Raw genomic sequence first — 17381 nt, 5'->3', positions numbered from 1 at the left:
CTAATAATAAAACCAATTTATGAAACCTATAAAAACAGCAATATGCTCCTTTGGTATTAGTGGTTCGGTTTTTCATGCCCCGTTTATTTCCGTAAATCCAAATTTTGAGTTGTATGGGGTTTGGGAGCGGACCAAAAACAATGCACGGAAAAGATACCCCGACATTAAGACTTTTAGAAGTTTGGAAGAATTATTGGCAGATGACAACATAGAATTGGTTGTTGTGAATACCCCTAGTGTTACCCATTATGATTATGCCAAAAAGGTGATAACATCAGGGAAGCATCTCATCGTGGAAAAACCTTTTACGGCCACATCATCCCAAGCGAGGGAATTGATCGGGTTAGCCAAAAAGGAGGGTGTTAAACTATCCGTTTATCATAATAGAAGATATGACAGCGACTGTAAAACGGTCGAAAAGGTGCTAAAGGATGGTTTGCTGGGAAAAGTTGTGGATGCGGAAATCCGTTATGACCGTTTTGATCCGGAACTGAGCTATAAAACACACAAAGAAATACCTACCGAGGGTGTAGGGAGCTTGTACGACTTGGGTTCCCACTTAATTGATCAAGCCATTCATTTGTTTGGGATGCCAAAGGCAGTATTTGCTGACTTGGATTCGTTACGCCCTAATTCAAGGGTAGTGGATTATTTTGATGTTAAACTATTCTACGCTTCGCATAGGGTAACCTTAAAGTCGAGTTATTATGTGAAAGAGGCATTACCGGGAATTGTCATTCACGGTACCAAGGGGTCGTTTATAAAACCCAAGGGCGACGTTCAAGAAGCAGAGTTACAAGCCGGTAAAATACCGGGTACAAAGGATTGGGGCCTTGAGCCTAAAAGTCAAGAAGGACTATTGCATACTGAAATTAAAGGGGCGATTGTTAAGAAAAAGATTCCGACACTGCGCGGTGATTATATGGAATATTATAAAGGAATATATGAGGCAATTCGAAACAATAAACCGTTAAACATCACGGCAACAGAGGCTATGCATGTAATTATGGTTATTGAGGCTGCCCAGAAAAGCAATATAGAAAAGAAAACAATTGATTTATGAAAATTTCCAAAATACTGATTGCCGGTCTGCTGTTTGTCCTAAGTGAAACAGCTGTTTTTTCACAGGAAAAGGTTGAACAATGGAACCGTTTTGAGATTAGTTTAAACCATCGTATACAAGGTAATGGGTTTACTGATGTAGAACTTAGGGCCAAGTTCTATAATGCCGACACCACGTTTTTAATAAATGGTTTTTACGATGGGGATAATACGTACAAGATTCGTTTTATGCCTCAAGAAATTGGTAGGTGGAACTATACGATTACTAGTAATATCAAGGAATTCGACAATAAGAAAGGATATATTGAATGTGTAAGGGCCACAGGTGAAAACCACGGTATAGTAAGGGTTGCCGATACGTATCATTTCAAATATGCCGATGGTAAGCAGTATTACCCTTTCGGTACCACGGCCTATGCATGGATCCACATGGGAGAGGAACTTCAAGAAATAACACTTGAGACTTTAAAAAAATCAGGCTTTAATAAAGTAAGGATGTGTGTGTTTCCAAAGAGTTACAAATTGGTGCATGAAGAACCACTTCGTTATCCATTTAAGATAAAGAAAATGACACAGGACGAAGAGGGGAATAAAGTTTTTTTATGGGATTTTGAACGTTTTGACCCGGAGTTCTTTCAGCATTTGGAAAAAAGAATCGACGAATTGTCCGCACAGGGAATACAGGCCGATCTGATCCTATTCCATCCCTATGACAAAGGACGTTGGGGTTTTGATTCAATGTCAGAAAAAATGGATGTTCGATATCTGGAATATATTACGGCCCGTTTGGCTTCCTTTAAAAATGTATGGTGGTCGATTGCGAATGAATGGAAATTCCTAAAATCAAAGTCTGTTGCCGATTGGGATGCCCTAATAGAAACAGTGGGTAAGAACGACCCATACGGTCACTTGTGTTCTATTCATGGTCCTACGTCGGTATATTATGATTATACAAAACCAGGGTTGACCCATGTCAGTATTCAGGATGAGGCCCCGGTCCTCAACTCCTATTCCACGGCAACTTTAAGGAATATCTATAAGAAACCTATTGTATTGGATGAAGTGGGTTATGAAGGTAATTTATCGCAACGGTGGGGAAGGTTGAGCCCAGAGAAAATGACAAATATGGTTTGGAACGGAGTTATCTCAGGGGGTTACGTAACCCATGGGGAGACCTACATGTATAGTGGCGAAAAGGATACTATTTTTTGGGCAGATGGAGGTTCTTTAAAAGGAAGTAGCTGGAAACGGATTTCGTTTTTACGAAATATTTTGGAAGACGCTCCAGGGCCCTTGATAATGTCCGATATCAGTCGGGATCTAAAAACATCATCAGCAGGTAAGGGATATTATCTGGTCTACTTCGGGGAAGAAATGAACGAGTCCTGGATATTCTCCCTTCCTATAAAAAATGGGGATAAAAAACGATTACAACCCGGTGCCAAATTCAAGGTAGACATTATTGATGCTTGGGATATGACCATTACAGCAGATCCACAGATTTTTGAGACCAGGAAAGTAGACGGGTATCGTGTTTTTGATAAGGATATGAAAGAAGTTCGTTTACCCTTAAAACCCTATATAGCTCTAAGAATTACTGAGACGGATTAATTATGGTACGTAGAAGTAAAAGTGCATTGGTGCCATATGGGATTTTTGTTACAAAGAATTGTTTTTTATTCCTTATGGCCCCAATATGGCTCTTAGGACAAACCCAACAGTCTATATCGGAAGTATGGCAATCCGATCAAGGTGATGGTACGTATGTCAACCCGATTTTGCATGCTGATTATTCCGACCCAGATGTAGTTCGGGTAGGGGAGGATTATTATATGACTGCATCTTCCTTCAATTGTATCCCGGGATTACCTATTCTTCATTCGAAAGATCTTGTCAACTGGCAGTTGGTAAACCATGCTTTGCCAAAACAAGTGCCTTTGGATGTTTTTGATATGCCGCAGCATGCTAATGGGGTATGGGCACCTTGTATTCGATTTCATGAAGGCATGTATTATATATTTTATCCAGATCCGGATTTTGGTATTTACATGATCAAGACAAATGATCCCAATACCAATTGGTCAGAACCCCAATTGATAAAAAGTGGAAAAGGGTTGATTGATCCTGCTCCCTTATGGGATGAAGACGGAAAAGCATATTTAGCTTATGCCTTCGCAGGAAGCAGGGCGGGAATAAAGAGCATGCTGATGGTTTGTGCCATGTCACCTGATGCTACCAGAACTGTGGAAAATGATGTTTTGGTGTTTGATGGTCATGAAAAACAACCCACGATCGAAGGTCCTAAATTTTACAAAAGAAATGGATACTATTATCTTTTTGCACCGGCAGGAGGTGTTTCTACTGGTTGGCAATTGGTATTGCGGTCAAAAAATGTCTTAGGGCCCTATGAAGAAAAAATTGTGATGGAGCAAGGTGCAACACCTATAAACGGCCCACATCAAGGTGCTTGGGTCGATACGATTACGGGTGAGGATTGGTTTATCCATTTTCAGGATAAAGGGGCTTATGGCCGTGTTGTTCATTTACAACCAATGAAATGGAAAAACGATTGGCCCATTATCGGTAAGGATCAGGGCAATGGTATTGGTGTGCCTGTATTGGGGTATAAAAAACCCAATGTAGGTAAAATGTATCCTAAAGTAACCCCTCCGGATTCAGATGGGTTTGATACAACTTCACTCGAATTGCAATGGCAATGGCATGCAAACCCGAAGTTGTATTGGGGATTTCCGACCTCCAACGGATATTTTAGACTGTTTTGCCAAGCAATTCCTGAAGGGGTAACTAATTTATGGGATGTTCCGAATTTGTTATTACAAAAATGGCCCTCCGAAACATTCACAGCAACAACAAAGGTAGCTTTCCGCGCTCATGAAGATGGTGAGAAAGCAGGCTTTTTGATAATGGGAAGATCTTATGCTTACCTCGAAGTTAAACAGGAGAAAGATGAATTGTATGTCTCTCAGGTAATCTGTGATAATGCCGATTTGAAAGGTATTGAAACAGTGGGAAAATCCTATAAGGTAAAGTCCAATGAACTGTATTTAAGAATAGTGGTCAATAAAGGGGGAAAGTGTCTATTTAGTTTTAGTGAGGACGGTAAAACTTTTAAAAATGTTGGGGAAGGATTCGTAGCCCGGGAAGGGAAGTGGATCGGAGCCAAGATCGGGTATTTTGCCCAAAGGAAAGGTATAACCAATAATGCGGGGTATTTAGATATTGATTGGATTCGTTTTACGCCCTGATTAAATTTTTATATATGTTCAATTTTTTAAGATGTAGCCTGTTTTTTATACTAACCAACATCACCTATACACAGACACAGGTGTTGGATGCTTCGTGGAAAGAAATTACCCACTTGAAAGACAGTTCTTGGTTTGCTACAATTGAGGCTAAGGCGGTAGCAGGGAATGTTTTGTTGTTTCAAAGGGATATTGGGGGGTGGCCAAAGAACATTCAAATGCACAAGCCCTTTTCTGAAGGGAAAAAGCGTGAATTGAATGAACTGAAATCAATACCTCGAGGATGTACCATAGACAATGGGGCTACTACCCAAGAAATGATATTCCTGTCCAAAATGTACCAACAAACCAAAAATGGGCAATATAGAACGGCCTTTTTAAAGGGTTTGGATTATCTCTTGGATGCCCAGTACGAAAATGGGGGGTGGCCGCAATTCTACCCTTTGCGCAAGGGCTATTATACGCACATAACCTATAATGATGACGCCATGGTAAATGTGCTTCGTATCCTAAAGGATATTGCCGGTTCAAAGCGATTCGTACATCTCGATATACCTGTCGAAAAAGTCAAGAAGGCTAGACTGGCCTTTGAAAAAGGTATTGATTGCATTCTGAAAACACAATATGTGCAAAACGGAAAGTTGACCGTGTGGTGTGCCCAACATGATGAAAACACCTTACTTCCTGCTAAAGCAAGATCATATGAGTTGCCTTCATTAAGTGGGAGTGAATCCGCAAAGATCGTTTTACTTCTTTTAAGTGTTGAAAACCCTTCAGACGAGGTTGTAGCAGCGATTGAATCCGCCGTGAAATGGTTTAAGGAAACAAAAATTGAAGGGTTACGGGAAGAGCGTGTCTATAATGACAACGGTAAATTGATAAAAAAAATAATGGTGCCTGACGCTGGGGCCAAACCCCTTTGGGCCAGGTTTATGGAATTAGAGGATAACAGACCTTTTTTCTGTGATCGTGATGGCATTAAAAAAGAAAGCATAGAAGAAATAGGGGAAGAGCGTAGAAATGGTTATAAATGGTATACCGATGAACCTCTAGAGGTATTGGTAAAATATCCGAAGTGGAAGGCTAAAATCATGGGAAAGGCCAAAACAAAAGGGGATATCGATATCTACAATATGGTTGTGGCCAAGGATGGCACAGGAGATTTCACCTCAATCCAAGAGGCCATCAATAGTGCCAAGGGATTTCCTGACAGGCGCGTAACCATCAAGATAAAAAATGGAATTTATAAGGAAAAAGTTGAGGTTTATGAATGGAATACACATATGTCGATCATTGGGGAGGATAAGGATAAGACCATCATTACTTATGATGATTATTTTGAAAGATTGAATCTGGGAAGAAACAGTACCTTCCATACCCCTACATTCTTGGTGCAGGGCAATGACTTTTATGCCGAAAACCTTACCTTTCAAAATACTGCCGGCCAAAAAGGACAAGCTGTGGCCCTAGCGGTAAATGCGGACCGCGTTTTAATTGAGAATTGTAAAATCAAAGGAAATCAAGATACCTTATATACCACAGGGGAAGGTTTTAGGCAATACTATAAGGATTGCTATATCGAAGGAACGACCGACTTTATTTTTGGACAGGCGACAGCACTTTTTCAGAATAGTGTAATCCACAGTAAATCAGATTCCTTTATCACGGCTGCCTCTACCTCAAAAAATATGGAATTCGGCTATGTTTTCAAGGGTTGTAAACTTACGGGCACTCCGGGATTGGGTAAAGTATACTTAGGCAGACCATGGCGAACGTATGCAAAAACCGTTTTTATCAATTGTTTTATGGGAGATCATATCATCCCAGAGGGATGGGATAATTGGTCTAACGAGAAAGCCATGGGTGAGACGTTCTACGCGGAATATAATTGCAGCGGGCCAGGATTTCAACCCGGTAAACGGGTGGGGTGGTCCTATCAGATAAAAAAATCGGAAGCTAAAAAATACACAGTTGGGAATATTCTTGGGAATCAAAAAAAAGAGGGTAAACCATGGTATTTGAATTTCAGGAAATGAAAGTAAAAGTATTTTTGATGGTTTTCGTGTTCCTAGGTGCAATCGGCAATGCACAGGAGACAACGATTTATTGTATTGGGGATTCGACAATGGCGAACAAGGATAATCCCAATGAAAATCCAGAACGTGGTTGGGCGCAGGTTTTGCCACTTTTTTTTACCAAGGAAGTGAAGATAGACAATAGGGCCGTTAATGGTCGGAGTTCAAAAAGTTTTATCAATGAGAAAAGATGGGATTCGGTTTGCAAAGTATTAAAACCAAATGATTATGTGTTCATCCAGTTTGGACATAACGATCAAAAGATAAAGGATTCGACCCGTTATACCAATCCACATACTGCCTATCGTTATAATTTGATTCGATTTGTCAAGGAAACAAGGGAAAAGGGGGCAATCCCAATACTTTTTTCATCCATTGCAAGAAGAAATTTCAATGAATTTGGGACTTTGGTCGATACACACGGCGAATATCCTATGGAAGTACGATTGGTGGCCCAGGAATTAAAGGTTCCATTTGTTGACCTTCAATATTTAACCGAGGAGTTGGAAATCTCCTGTGGCCCCGAAGGGTCCAAAAAACTACACCTTCACTTTAAACCTGGGGAGCATCCGTACTATCCAAACGGAAAGGAGGACAATACACATTTGTCCAAAAAAGGGGCATTGTCGGTTTCAAGATTGGTCGTAGATGAGCTAAGATCCTTAGGACTTCCATTGGTGGGTATGCTGAAACCATGAAGTCGATTCAAAAGGTTTTTGGGTTATTTTGGTAATTACCCCGGGGGTTGGAATACCATAATCCGTAATAAGAACAGGATTATTCAGAGGTTCATGAATTTAAGGATGCGACTCATTCATTTTGTTTGTATCACCATTGGTTTCAGTCTACCATAGCGTATATTGATTTGTTTTTAAGGTAGGTATTTAACAAATAAACTGACCCAAGACCCAGGTTGCTGGATTTTGGTTTTCAACTTATAATGGTTGTGCTATTATGGCTTGTTTTTGGTCACATTTTTCGATTACACCAATCCTGTGAAACCTAAAAAGGCCAAGGACAATAGTCCGGCTACCAACAAATTGATAGGAACCCCTTTCATACCTTCAGGTATATTGGCGAGTTCTAGATATTCGCGAATACTGGCAAAGACGATCAAAGCCAAACCAAATCCAAGAGAATTGGAGAAAGCGAAGAAAACGGCCTTTAAGAGGCTGCTGTTTTCGAGACCCAAAGCTAGGATAGCAACACCAAGGACTGCACAATTCGTGGTAATCAGTGGAAGAAAAACCCCCAAAGCCTGGTATAAAGGTGGACTCACTTTTTTAAGTATGATCTCTACCATTTGCACCAAAGCGGCAATTACCAGGATAAAGGTTATGGTCCGTAGATAATCCAACCCTGCAGGAAGTAGAATATAGTTATGTAACAGATAGGTCGCGGTCGTTGCAATGGTCATTACGAACATTACGGCACCTGCCATACCCACCGAGGTCGATATTTTGTTGGAAACGCCTAAAAAGGGGCAGATGCCCAAAAATTGCGATAGTACAATATTGTTGACGAATACAGCGGCTATGAGTATTACGATATAGTCCATTCTAAGCTGTTTTAGCGGTTAGTTTATTAAACAAGATTGATAGATAGGCCAAGGCTATGAATGCTCCTGGAGGTAGAATGAAAAGGATGAACGTATTCGCATCCTCTGAAACGAATTTATAATCGAAAATACTTCCATTACCCAGAATTTCTCGGGTTATACCCAAAACGGTAAGCGCAAGTACAAAACCCAGTCCCATGCCAAGTGCATCCAACACCGAGGATTTTAAATCATTTTTCGAGGCAAAGGCCTCGGCCCTTCCTAGAATGAGACAGTTTACCACGATTAAGGGGATAAAGATGCCCAGTTGCTCGTAAAGAAAGGGGATAAAAGCTTCCAAGACCATTTCAACTATGGTCACGAAAGAAGCGATTATGATGATAAAGGCAGGAATCCTGACCTTACTCGGTATTTGTGATTTGACAAGGGAAACGACCGTATTGGACATTAAGAGTACGAATAAGGTGGCAACTCCCATACCGAATCCGTTAAAGGCCGATGAAGTAACCCCCAAAGTAGGACACATGCCCAGAAGCATTACAAAGATGGGGTTCTCCTTGACGATACCTTTTAAGAAATTTTGCTTTTGATCAATGGTATTGGCCATAATTTCTAGTTGTTCGATTTGGTTAAAGAATCCTTGATTTTCATGTATTCGTCATAGGCGCTTTGGGCAGCTTCGGTAAAGGCCCTTGAACTTATCGTAGCTCCGGTCAAAGCATCGACCTCACCACCATCTTTTGAGACTTTTAGGTTATAGTCGGAGGGGTTTTTGTCGCGAAATTGTCCCAAGAATTTTTCTTCCTTCATTTTGGTACCAAGTCCAGGGGTTTCTTTCTGCTCAAGTACGACGATATTTTGAATGCCTCCGTCAGGTTTAAATCCTACCATGATTTTCACCAAGCCACTAAAGCCTTTTTCCGAAGCACCGATAACGGCGGCTCCTACGAATTTTCCACTTTTAAAAGCTGGGTAAACTTCTACACTATCCTTTGCTATTGGGGTTTTTATCTTAACTACTTCGGATACAAGGTCATTGTCAAATTCCGGTAGTACGGCCTTAAGGGCATTGACTTTTTTCGCCAATTTGGCTTCTGCCTTTGGTCCCATGGTCAGGTCATTGACAAAACCCAAAGAGAATCCGGCCACTAAGGTTATCACGATAAGTGCCAGGGCCATGTTCAAAAATGTTGATTCCTTCTTACTCATAACTACATAATTTTGGCTTTGATCTTAGAACCGAACCTGCGTGGTTTAAAAAAGCTGTTGATCAGGGGTACAAAAGCATTCATAATCAATATGGCAAAAGAGATGCCTTCTGGATAAGCTCCGTAAAAACGAATGATAACGGTAATTAAACCGATGCCTATCGCGAAAATAACCATCCCTTTTTTGGTCATGGGACTTGTAACCATATCCGTGGCCATAAAGAAAGCTCCGAGAATAGCTCCACCGGATAATAAATGTATAACCGGATTGGCATAATGCTCGGGGTCTATTGACCAGAAAATACCGGTCATAATACCCATGGTCAATAATACCGTTACTGGAATATGCCATGAGATGACTTTACGAATCATAAGATATAGGCCTCCAAGTAGTAAGGCAATAGCCGACATTTCCCCTAGGGAACCTCCTGTGATACCTAAAAGCATATCAATACTTGAAGGAATCTTGGCACTTAACTCGGTCATTGTTCCTCCAAATTGTAAACCTTCTTTTATGATCCCTAAAGTTGTAGCACCGGAAACGGCATCTGCAATCGTAGTGTTGTTCACCACGGCCATTGGCCAAAGTGTCATTTGAACGGGAAAACAGACCAAAAGGAAAACCCTACCGACAAGAGCAGGATTGAACACGTTGAAACCAAGTCCACCGAATGAAAGTTTTGCGATACCGATTGCCACTAAACTACCTACGATGATCATCCAAATGGGCAGTCCGGCCGGTACGTTAAAGGCCAAAAGTAGTCCTGTTAACAGAGCCGAGCCATCGGTTATGGTCACCTCGGTTTTCATGAGATATTTTTGAATCAGATATTCGAACAACAAACATGAAATAATGGCTATTGAGGTTGTTATCAATGCGTTAAAGCCAAATACATACAATGATACCAAAAATGCGGGTACCAATGCTATGACCACATCATACATTATTTTTTTTGAAGTTCTTTCAGAATGAAGGTGTGGGGAGGCCGAAATAACAATTGGGGGGCTATCCATTATGTATTTAATTTTTAGAAGATGCTAAATTTTTAGTAATATTTTTTCCAAACCTGATATAATCCAATAGAGGACGGTTTGAAGGGCATACATAACTACAGGAGCCACATTCGATACATGTCATTATATCTTCTTGGGCTGCTTTTTCATACATGCCTTTCTCTGTTAGGTTCATTAAAAGATGGGGTTCAAGTCCCATGGGACAAACATTGACGCATTCGCCGCAACGGATACAATTTTTGACTTCGCCCCTACAAGCTTCATCCTCATTGACGATAAGGATGCCCGAGGTGCCTTTGGTAACAGGTACGTCGGTATTTTTAATGGCTTTACCCATCATGGGGCCACCATTTATTATTTTTCGGGTACCTTCCGGCATACCACCTACTTCCTCGATAAGGTCTTTGATCGGAGTGCCTATCTTAACCCAAAAGTTAGATGGGTTGTCCAATTTTTTTCCGGTTACGGTTACGACCCTTTCGATCAATGGTTTGTTATGCTGAATGGCCTCGTAAATAGCGAAAACCGTCCCAACATTATTCACGACCACACCTACATCCATAGGTAGACCGTTTTTTGGAACCTCACGATTCAAAATGGCACTTATCAATTGCTTTTCACCACCTTGGGGATATTTAACCTGTAAGGCAGCTACTTGTATTTCTTTTTCGTCGGCAGTTAATCGTTTGAATAATTCAACCGCATCGTGTTTATTGTCCTCAATCCCAATGACAGCTTTGTTTACATGAAGGGCCTTCATTAAGATTTTTATGCCTACGACTATTTCTTCCCCTTTTTCGAGCATCAACCTATGATCTGCCGTTAAATAAGGTTCGCATTCGACACCATTGATAATAAGACAATCCATCTTTTTATCTTCCTTGACGTTGAGTTTTACATGGGAAGGGAAAGTAGCACCGCCCAAACCAACGATTCCGAAATCGGAAATTCGTTTTACGATTTCCGCAGGTTCAAGGGTTATTTCCTTTTTAAGGGGATAATCGACTTCCTGAAAGTTGGCTTCGTTCTTTGCATCTGTACGTATTACAATACATTGTTTTTTGTATCCACTGGAATCGATGACCATATCCAATTTGGTCACGGTACCGGCAACGGGGGAATGTATGTTCGAAGAAACGAAACCTCCGGATTTAGCAATGACCTGACCAATTTCGACCTTGTCTTTTCTGTCAACAACGATTTCGGCAGGAATACCAATGTGTTGGGCTATAGGTACATACACGACTTTGGGTGCTGACAGTCGCTTAATGTTCTTTGAGGATGTCAGTTTATTTTCAGGAGGATGAATACCTCCCTTTGAGAATGTTTTAAGCATCTTTTACAAGGTTTACCGATTTAACTTCGCCTGAGGGGTCAGCTTCTACCTTTTTCTCCACTACCTTTTTTACTTTTGGTGGAGGGAAGTTTGTTTCAATAATGGAGTGCGTAGGACATACAGGAACACATTTTCTACATAATGTACAATATTCGGGATCTATATAGGCCAAGTTGTTTACCATTGTAATGGCATCTTTTGGACAAACATCCTCGCATTTTGAACATCCTATACAGGCCACGGAACAGGCTTTTTTGGCAATACCACCTTTTTCCTCATTTAAACAGCCTACATAAACTTTTAAGTCCCTCTTGTTTTTTGGTCGCATCTCGATAATGTCACGCGGACAAGCTTCAACACACATACCACAAGATGTACATTTGTCGGTTATCACAATGGGGAGTCCGGTAGTTTCATCCATGAACATGGCATCGAACTTACAGGCTGTTACGCAGTCCCCATCACCAAGACAACCGTATTGGCAATCAGTTTCACCACTATAGATCATGGCCGATATGGCGCAGGATTTCGGTCCTTGGTATTCGGTTGTTTTTGGCCGAACCTCACAGGATCCTTGACAGCGGACTACGGCGACCGTTGGGTCTTTTTCAGCGACTTCCTTGCCTAAGGCTTCAGCTACCAATTTCATGGTATCATTTCCTCCTACAGGGCAAAATAAATCCGATATATCTTCAGTTCCTACCAGTTTTTCGGCAAATGATTTGCATCCAGGGGAACCACAGCCAGCGCAATTGGCCCCTGGCAAAAGGTCTTCCACCTCTGCAATCAACGGATCCTCGTATACATAGAATTTTTTTGAGACTACATACAGGACCAAGGCCGTGACAGCTCCTAAAGAAACTAGTAAAAGGACACTATTTAATATAGATTCGTTCATTATTGGCTATATTTTTACGACAGAAATTTTAAATGTTTTTTTAAAGACGTTCCTTAAGGCATAGAGTGCTAGGTAATAAGGAATCAAAATCAATAGGGATAATACACCTGCCATCCATTCTTTTAGGAATAATGATGAAACCCCTAAAGTGAATACCATGAGTAGAAAAGGGAAAATATAAGCCCAGAAAACAGCTTTTAGACCCAATCCTTTCCTTAGGACAACATTTACATGCTCGTTTATATTGAAAGTTTCGTTTGGAGTGCTTATTTCTACTTCTTTGGAACCGGATTCTGAAATGCCACAAGTACTTTTGGCCCGACAAGATTCACAATGAACGTTTTCATCTAAAGAAACAACCAGTGAACCATTGTTTTTTTTGGAAACAACACCGGAGTGTGTGTATACATCTTTACTTGATAGGTTCGATTCCATTTTCAAATGGTTGTTTATCTCATTTTTAGAGGTTATAAAGTTAAGTTTAATGGTTAGGTCAGAACATGACATATGTCAGGATTTACTGCATGAACGGGTGGTTTTTAGTTCTTTAGAATGATTCTAAAGAGTTTTTCTTAAAAAAATAAGGGGCGAAATTCATCATTTCGCCCCTTATTAAAATTCAAATTATTATGGTAGTATATTAATGATTGTCAGTCTTCATATTCTTCCATAGCTCAAACTCTTTTTTAATGTTTTCGTCAACAAGGGGATAAAGGCCTATGACCGCATGACCATTATTTACTTGTTCCATTACGAATTCTTCATACAAGGTCATGTGAACACATTCATCCGCAACTTCATCGGCAATGTTGGCTGGAATCACCATTACCCCATCGTCATCCCCAACTAAAATATCACCAGGAAATACGGCAACATCCCCACAACCTATAGGCTCGTTGATAGCTATCGCTTGGTGCAAGGTTAAGTTGGTGGGAGCTGAGGGGCGATTATGGTAAGAAGGTAAATCCAAATCGGCGATTTCAGCAGAATCACGGAACCCGCCATCGGTAACGAGGCCGGCTGCACCTCTAACCATCAACCTGGTGGCTAAAATTGAACCAGCCGATGCTGCCCGAGCATCTTTTCTACTGTCGATGACCAAAACCGCACCTATGGGGCATTCTTCAACCGCTATTCTTTGAAGGTGTTTGGGATCCCTGAATATTTCTATTGGGTTTAGGTCTTCCCTGGCAGGAATATACCTTAATGTATATGCCTCACCGACCATCGTAGGTTTGTTCAATTTTAAAGGTTTGACATCTTGTATGAATTGATTTTTCAATCCTCGTTTAAAAAGACAAGTCGCAATAGTTGCCGTACTGACTGTTTTTAGTTTTTCCTTGGTAGATTTTAATGCTCGGGCCATGATTTGATGTTAGAAAGTTTATTGTTGATTTACTTTTTGCCACGTTTCTTTTAAATAGGTTAAATCTTTTTTCATCTGCTTAAAGACCTCTTTCTGGGGAATCGATATTTTGGATGCTCCACGTTGGGCACCGCCAAGGTCATATTCCAAATGCAGGGAAATCGGTACGTTGATGTTATACTTTTTCAGTAATGTGAAATAGTGTTCAAAATCAACCATCCCTTCTCCGAGAGGAGTGTTTACGGGTTGCCATTTTCCGTTCACTTTACCCCATTTAAAATCCTTGATTACGATGGATTTTATATAAGGTTGTATGCGCCTTAATCCAAGTTCCCAACAGTTTCCGCCTTCTACCATAGCGTGTCTTATATCGTATTGGCAACCCATGTGTTCGTTTTGTGTTTGGCCTAGGATAGGAGGTAGGTCCCAAATTGGTGCTCCCACATGATTGCCGGCATGGTTTTGATAACATCCTACTAAACCATATTTTTTATTAATAATCTCCAATTCTTTAAATTGTTGGGCGTATATGGCTTGGCTTTCATCAATAGATCTATCTTCAGGATATGAAAGCCATCCTGTACGGTAGTGGGAGAAACCTAAAGCGCCAGCTGTTTTTAAAACAGATGAGGTCTCTTTGTTACGGGCATCAAGAACATTCGTGGTCATCATTACTGGAAGTAAATTGTTCTTTTTCATCGCCTCTACAGCTTTTGGCAGATCATCGATCACTTTTTCCGGGGATACATGGCCATTTGGCCTTACTGTTAAGTCAACCCCATTAAAACCCATCTCAGCGGTTGCTGCCGACATGGCATCGTAGTCCAAAAATTGAAGGTGTTTCGAAAACAAGAATATGTTTGGTCCGGCTTCATTAATTTTAGGTTTTTCAATTAAATGGCCGGCAATCCCTGATAAAGGAAGTATCATGGCAGAACCTGCAAGAGTTGATTGTTTAAGGAATTGTCTTCTAGTGCGTTTCATAAGTTCCGGTTTTAGGTTGTACTTTGTGTATGTCGTCTTCCTTCTAAATTATGCTATCTTGGTGATGAACTTCCTTATTTTTAAGGTTACCTGTTTTACTTGAAATGCTTTGGAAATGGAATATTCATAATGGTAATTGATAGTCTCATTTAAGAGGGTGTTTCCATTTTAATATAATGTCGTATTTAAAATTATTGGATTAGGAATTATAGGCTAAAAATTTGTTAGCTCCACAAATATACATATATTTGGTAAACCAAACTGGTTAACCAATTTAATCTATTCCAATGAACTTCAATATCCTCAAACAGGTTTTTCCCTTACTAATTTTAGTCTTGACAATTTCATGCTCGGAAAGAGCGGTGACCGATGTTTTGGTCCATAACCTTGCGGAATTTGATAAAGCTGTTCTAGAAGCCGAACCTGGAACTGAAATAGTACTGGCCAATGGCGTCTGGAAAGATGTTCAATTAAAATTTATAGGAGAAGGAGCCAAAGACAAACCGATTACTATAAAGGCAGAAACTCCAGGTAAAGTATTTATTGAAGGTGTTTCCAATTTGGAAATTTCCGGAAATTATTTGGTCGTTAAAGGCTTGTTTTTTAGAAATGGCCATACACCGACCGGTAATGTAATTGCATTTAGAACAAGTGAAGAAAAAGTAGCCAACCACTCTAGGGTTACTAATTGTGTAATTCTGGATTACAACCAGTTACAGCGTGATAAGGATGATCTTTGGGTTCAGTTTTATGGTACACATAATACAATGGATCATTGTTATCTTGCAGGTAAAACCAATGGTGGCCCAACGGTCAGGGTAGATTTAAAAGGAAACCAAAGCATAAGGAATTATCATCAAATCGTGAATAACCATTTTGGGCCAAGACCTAGAAAAGGTGGTGCCAGAGGCGAAACTATTCAATTAGGTAGTAGTTTTACCTCTATGTCGCCAAGTAATACGACCATAGCCAATAATTTATTTGAAGAGTGTAATGGGGAAGTTGAAATTATTTCAAGTAAAACCAACTTTAATGAGATTAGAAACAATGTATTCTACAAAAGTGAGGGTTCTGTCGTAACACGTCATGGTAATTACGCTGTTATTGATGGTAATTATTTCATCGGTGATGGTGTAAACAAAAACTTTGGGGGAATACGACTTGTAAATACAGGGCATTGGGTTATCAATAATTATTTCTATAATATTATCGGTGAAAACTTCAGGAGTCCTTTAGCGGTTATGAACGGAATTCCAAAATCGCCATTAAATAGATATAATCAAGTTACTGATGTTGTAGTAGCATATAACACCTATGTTGATTGTAAATCGCCATGGCAATTTGGAGTGGGAACGAATATAGCGCAGGCTGATGTGCTTCCCAAATCGGAAATACGTTCTGCAAGGGCACTTAGAACAGAGGTTGCCAATAATATCATTTACAATAAAATAGGGGATAAAAATGTAATTATTGAGCATGACAAGGCTGATGGGGTAAAATTCAAAAATAACATTATCAATAACCAAGGAGTTGATTTTGGTGATACTACAAGAATCAAGGCAACTGAATTTGAATTGACGAAAGTTGGTGAGTATATTTATTTACCTGAATTATCAAGAGAATTTGATATTTATCAAGGTTTTGGGTTTGATAAAATAACAAATGATCTGTTTGGAAATTCAAGAGAGGACAAGAACTCGATCGGGGCAACGGTTCAAGGAGAATTTAAAGATCCTAACATTTTGGACAAAACTAAATACGGGGCTGATTGGTTTTCTAATAGTATTGAAGCCCAAGAGCCTAGTGTTATTGCAGTTACTTCTGCTAAGGGAGAATTAGAAGAAAAAATAGCTGCTGCCAAAGCAGGGGACATTATCTCTTTGGGTCCGGGACAATATAATGTGTCAAAATCGATAATAATCAATAAAACCATAACGATCCAATCAAAGGAAAACGAAAAAGCGGAAATCATATTTACGGGAGCGGACAATACTCCTGTGTTCGAATTGAATCCTTACGGAATCTTACATATTAAGAATGTGTCGCTTACAGGGAACGGTAAACAACAAGCTTTTTCCAACTTAAAGGAAAATATGTCAAATCACTTCGGATTAACGGTTTCAGGTTGTGATATTAACAACTTTAACTATGTTTTAAAAGCGTACAAGCAGACATTTGCAGAAGAAATTACATTTAAGAACACAAGTATTTCCGATTGTGAGAATGGAATAGAATTATCAGAGGAGACAAATGATAAAGGAGATTATAATGTCGAGTATTTAACCATTGATAACTGTTCGTTCACCAACGTAAACCAAAATGTGATCGATTATTATAGGGGTGGGTATGATGAATCTACGATCGGAGGTAATCTGTTGGTCACCAATAGCACTTTTACAAATTGTGGAAGTAAAGAAAAGAATAGGATTTTATTGAACCATAGGGGGATTGTGAATGTCAATATCAATAAGAACACATTTACTGATAACATGGTAGAATTGGTTGCTTTGTTATGGGGTGCAAAGAACAATGTAGCATCTGATAATAAAATTTCAAACTCGGGTGAGATTAAAGTTGAAGAGAATTTGAAGTTGAAGTTAATGTATTGATCCATATT

15 protein-coding genes are annotated in these 17381 nt (G+C 39.9%); 6 read left to right on the top strand and 9 right to left on the bottom strand.

Translation table 11 applies throughout. From position 1 onward, the window contains the following. Positions 1 to 19 precede the first annotated feature (19 nt). From GJ691_RS00575 to GJ691_RS00555, 5 genes are read left to right on the top strand one after another with little or no spacing between them, the layout of a single operon-like run. Positions 20 to 1063: a Gfo/Idh/MocA family oxidoreductase gene (locus GJ691_RS00575; protein WP_154362696.1), complete on the top strand. Its 1044-nt coding sequence runs from the start codon at positions 20 to 22 to the stop codon at positions 1061 to 1063. Then, positions 1060 to 2673, top strand: a complete 1614-nt coding sequence (locus GJ691_RS00570; protein WP_154362694.1) for a DUF5060 domain-containing protein — start codon at positions 1060 to 1062, stop codon at positions 2671 to 2673. The genes GJ691_RS00575 and GJ691_RS00570 overlap by 4 nt, the downstream gene beginning before the upstream one ends. A gap of 2 nt (positions 2674 to 2675) precedes the next feature. Further along, positions 2676 to 4328: a glycoside hydrolase family 43 protein gene (locus GJ691_RS00565; RefSeq protein ID WP_246200067.1), complete on the top strand. Its 1653-nt coding sequence runs from the start codon at positions 2676 to 2678 to the stop codon at positions 4326 to 4328. A gap of 14 nt (positions 4329 to 4342) precedes the next feature. Beyond that, entirely contained in the window at positions 4343 to 6361 is a 2019-nt protein-coding gene (pelA, locus tag GJ691_RS00560) for a pectate lyase (protein ID WP_154362692.1), read from the top strand. Continuing rightward, positions 6358 to 7098: a rhamnogalacturonan acetylesterase gene (locus tag GJ691_RS00555; RefSeq protein ID WP_154362690.1), complete on the top strand. Its 741-nt coding sequence runs from the start codon at positions 6358 to 6360 to the stop codon at positions 7096 to 7098. Before pelA ends, GJ691_RS00555 begins: the two co-directional genes overlap by 4 nt. A gap of 284 nt (positions 7099 to 7382) precedes the next feature. Here the strand turns inward: GJ691_RS00555 and GJ691_RS00550 are convergent, their stop codons facing one another. The 9 genes from GJ691_RS00550 to GJ691_RS00510 all read right to left on the bottom strand — a co-directional run bounded on the left by GJ691_RS00550 (position 7383) and on the right by GJ691_RS00510 (position 14764). Beyond that, a complete protein-coding gene (locus GJ691_RS00550) occupies positions 7383 to 7958 on the bottom strand; it encodes an electron transport complex protein RnfA (RefSeq protein WP_109648965.1) in 576 nt (191 codons plus the stop codon). A 1-nt stretch (position 7959) separates the two neighbouring features. Beyond that, on the bottom strand, positions 7960 to 8565 hold the full coding sequence (locus GJ691_RS00545; RefSeq protein WP_154362688.1) for an RnfABCDGE type electron transport complex subunit E: 606 nt from the start codon (positions 8563 to 8565) through the stop codon (positions 7960 to 7962). 5 nt (positions 8566 to 8570) lie between these two features. Next, a complete protein-coding gene (locus GJ691_RS00540; protein ID WP_154362685.1) occupies positions 8571 to 9167 on the bottom strand; it encodes an RnfABCDGE type electron transport complex subunit G in 597 nt (198 codons plus the stop codon). Positions 9168 to 9169: 2 nt separating this feature from the next. After that, entirely contained in the window at positions 9170 to 10180 is a 1011-nt protein-coding gene (locus GJ691_RS00535) for an RnfABCDGE type electron transport complex subunit D (protein ID WP_154362683.1), read from the bottom strand. A gap of 7 nt (positions 10181 to 10187) precedes the next feature. Next, positions 10188 to 11516 (bottom strand): electron transport complex subunit RsxC, encoded by a 1329-nt coding sequence (gene rsxC, locus GJ691_RS00530; RefSeq protein ID WP_154362681.1) that lies wholly within the window; start codon positions 11514 to 11516, stop codon positions 10188 to 10190. Then, positions 11509 to 12414, bottom strand: a complete 906-nt coding sequence (locus GJ691_RS00525) for a Fe-S cluster domain-containing protein (protein WP_154362679.1) — start codon at positions 12412 to 12414, stop codon at positions 11509 to 11511. The genes rsxC and GJ691_RS00525 overlap by 8 nt, the downstream gene beginning before the upstream one ends. A gap of 6 nt (positions 12415 to 12420) precedes the next feature. Next, complete coding sequence (locus GJ691_RS00520) at positions 12421 to 12849, bottom strand: SoxR reducing system RseC family protein (RefSeq protein ID WP_179954985.1); 429 nt, start codon at positions 12847 to 12849, stop codon at positions 12421 to 12423. 205 nt (positions 12850 to 13054) lie between these two features. After that, positions 13055 to 13780, bottom strand: coding sequence for a ribonuclease activity regulator RraA (locus tag GJ691_RS00515; protein ID WP_154362675.1), 726 nt, complete (start codon positions 13778 to 13780; stop codon positions 13055 to 13057). Positions 13781 to 13798: 18 nt separating this feature from the next. Beyond that, positions 13799 to 14764: a sugar phosphate isomerase/epimerase family protein gene (locus GJ691_RS00510; protein ID WP_154362673.1), complete on the bottom strand. Its 966-nt coding sequence runs from the start codon at positions 14762 to 14764 to the stop codon at positions 13799 to 13801. Positions 14765 to 15051: 287 nt separating this feature from the next. On the opposite strand from GJ691_RS00510, the gene GJ691_RS00505 reads away from it, so the two are divergent. Further along, the gene (locus GJ691_RS00505) at positions 15052 to 17373 is read left to right on the top strand and encodes a chondroitinase-B domain-containing protein (RefSeq protein ID WP_154362671.1); all 2322 of its coding nucleotides are present in this window, start codon (positions 15052 to 15054) and stop codon (positions 17371 to 17373) included. Positions 17374 to 17381: the final 8 nt, after the last annotated feature.

Origin of the sequence: Maribacter luteus (assembly GCF_009674825.1) — a bacterium.
Taxonomy (GTDB): Bacteria; Bacteroidota; Bacteroidia; order Flavobacteriales; family Flavobacteriaceae; genus Maribacter_A; species Maribacter_A luteus.
The sequence above is the reverse complement of the archived record's forward strand: the minus strand, read 5'-3'. Positions and strand labels throughout refer to the sequence as shown.

Coding starts and splice junctions, on each gene's coding strand:
- GJ691_RS00575 (WP_154362696.1), top strand. CDS start 20: ATGAAACCTATAAAAACAGCAATATGCTCCTTTGGTATTAGTGGTTCG.
- GJ691_RS00570 (WP_154362694.1), top strand. CDS start 1,060: ATGAAAATTTCCAAAATACTGATTGCCGGTCTGCTGTTTGTCCTAAGT.
- GJ691_RS00565 (WP_246200067.1), top strand. CDS start 2,676: ATGGTACGTAGAAGTAAAAGTGCATTGGTGCCATATGGGATTTTTGTT.
- pelA (WP_154362692.1), top strand. CDS start 4,343: ATGTTCAATTTTTTAAGATGTAGCCTGTTTTTTATACTAACCAACATC.
- GJ691_RS00555 (WP_154362690.1), top strand. CDS start 6,358: ATGAAAGTAAAAGTATTTTTGATGGTTTTCGTGTTCCTAGGTGCAATC.
- GJ691_RS00550 (WP_109648965.1), bottom strand. CDS start 7,958: ATGGACTATATCGTAATACTCATAGCCGCTGTATTCGTCAACAATATT.
- GJ691_RS00545 (WP_154362688.1), bottom strand. CDS start 8,565: ATGGCCAATACCATTGATCAAAAGCAAAATTTCTTAAAAGGTATCGTC.
- GJ691_RS00540 (WP_154362685.1), bottom strand. CDS start 9,167: ATGAGTAAGAAGGAATCAACATTTTTGAACATGGCCCTGGCACTTATC.
- GJ691_RS00535 (WP_154362683.1), bottom strand. CDS start 10,180: ATGGATAGCCCCCCAATTGTTATTTCGGCCTCCCCACACCTTCATTCT.
- rsxC (WP_154362681.1), bottom strand. CDS start 11,516: ATGCTTAAAACATTCTCAAAGGGAGGTATTCATCCTCCTGAAAATAAA.
- GJ691_RS00525 (WP_154362679.1), bottom strand. CDS start 12,414: ATGAACGAATCTATATTAAATAGTGTCCTTTTACTAGTTTCTTTAGGA.
- GJ691_RS00520 (WP_179954985.1), bottom strand. CDS start 12,849: ATGGAATCGAACCTATCAAGTAAAGATGTATACACACACTCCGGTGTT.
- GJ691_RS00515 (WP_154362675.1), bottom strand. CDS start 13,780: ATGGCCCGAGCATTAAAATCTACCAAGGAAAAACTAAAAACAGTCAGT.
- GJ691_RS00510 (WP_154362673.1), bottom strand. CDS start 14,764: ATGAAACGCACTAGAAGACAATTCCTTAAACAATCAACTCTTGCAGGT.
- GJ691_RS00505 (WP_154362671.1), top strand. CDS start 15,052: ATGAACTTCAATATCCTCAAACAGGTTTTTCCCTTACTAATTTTAGTC.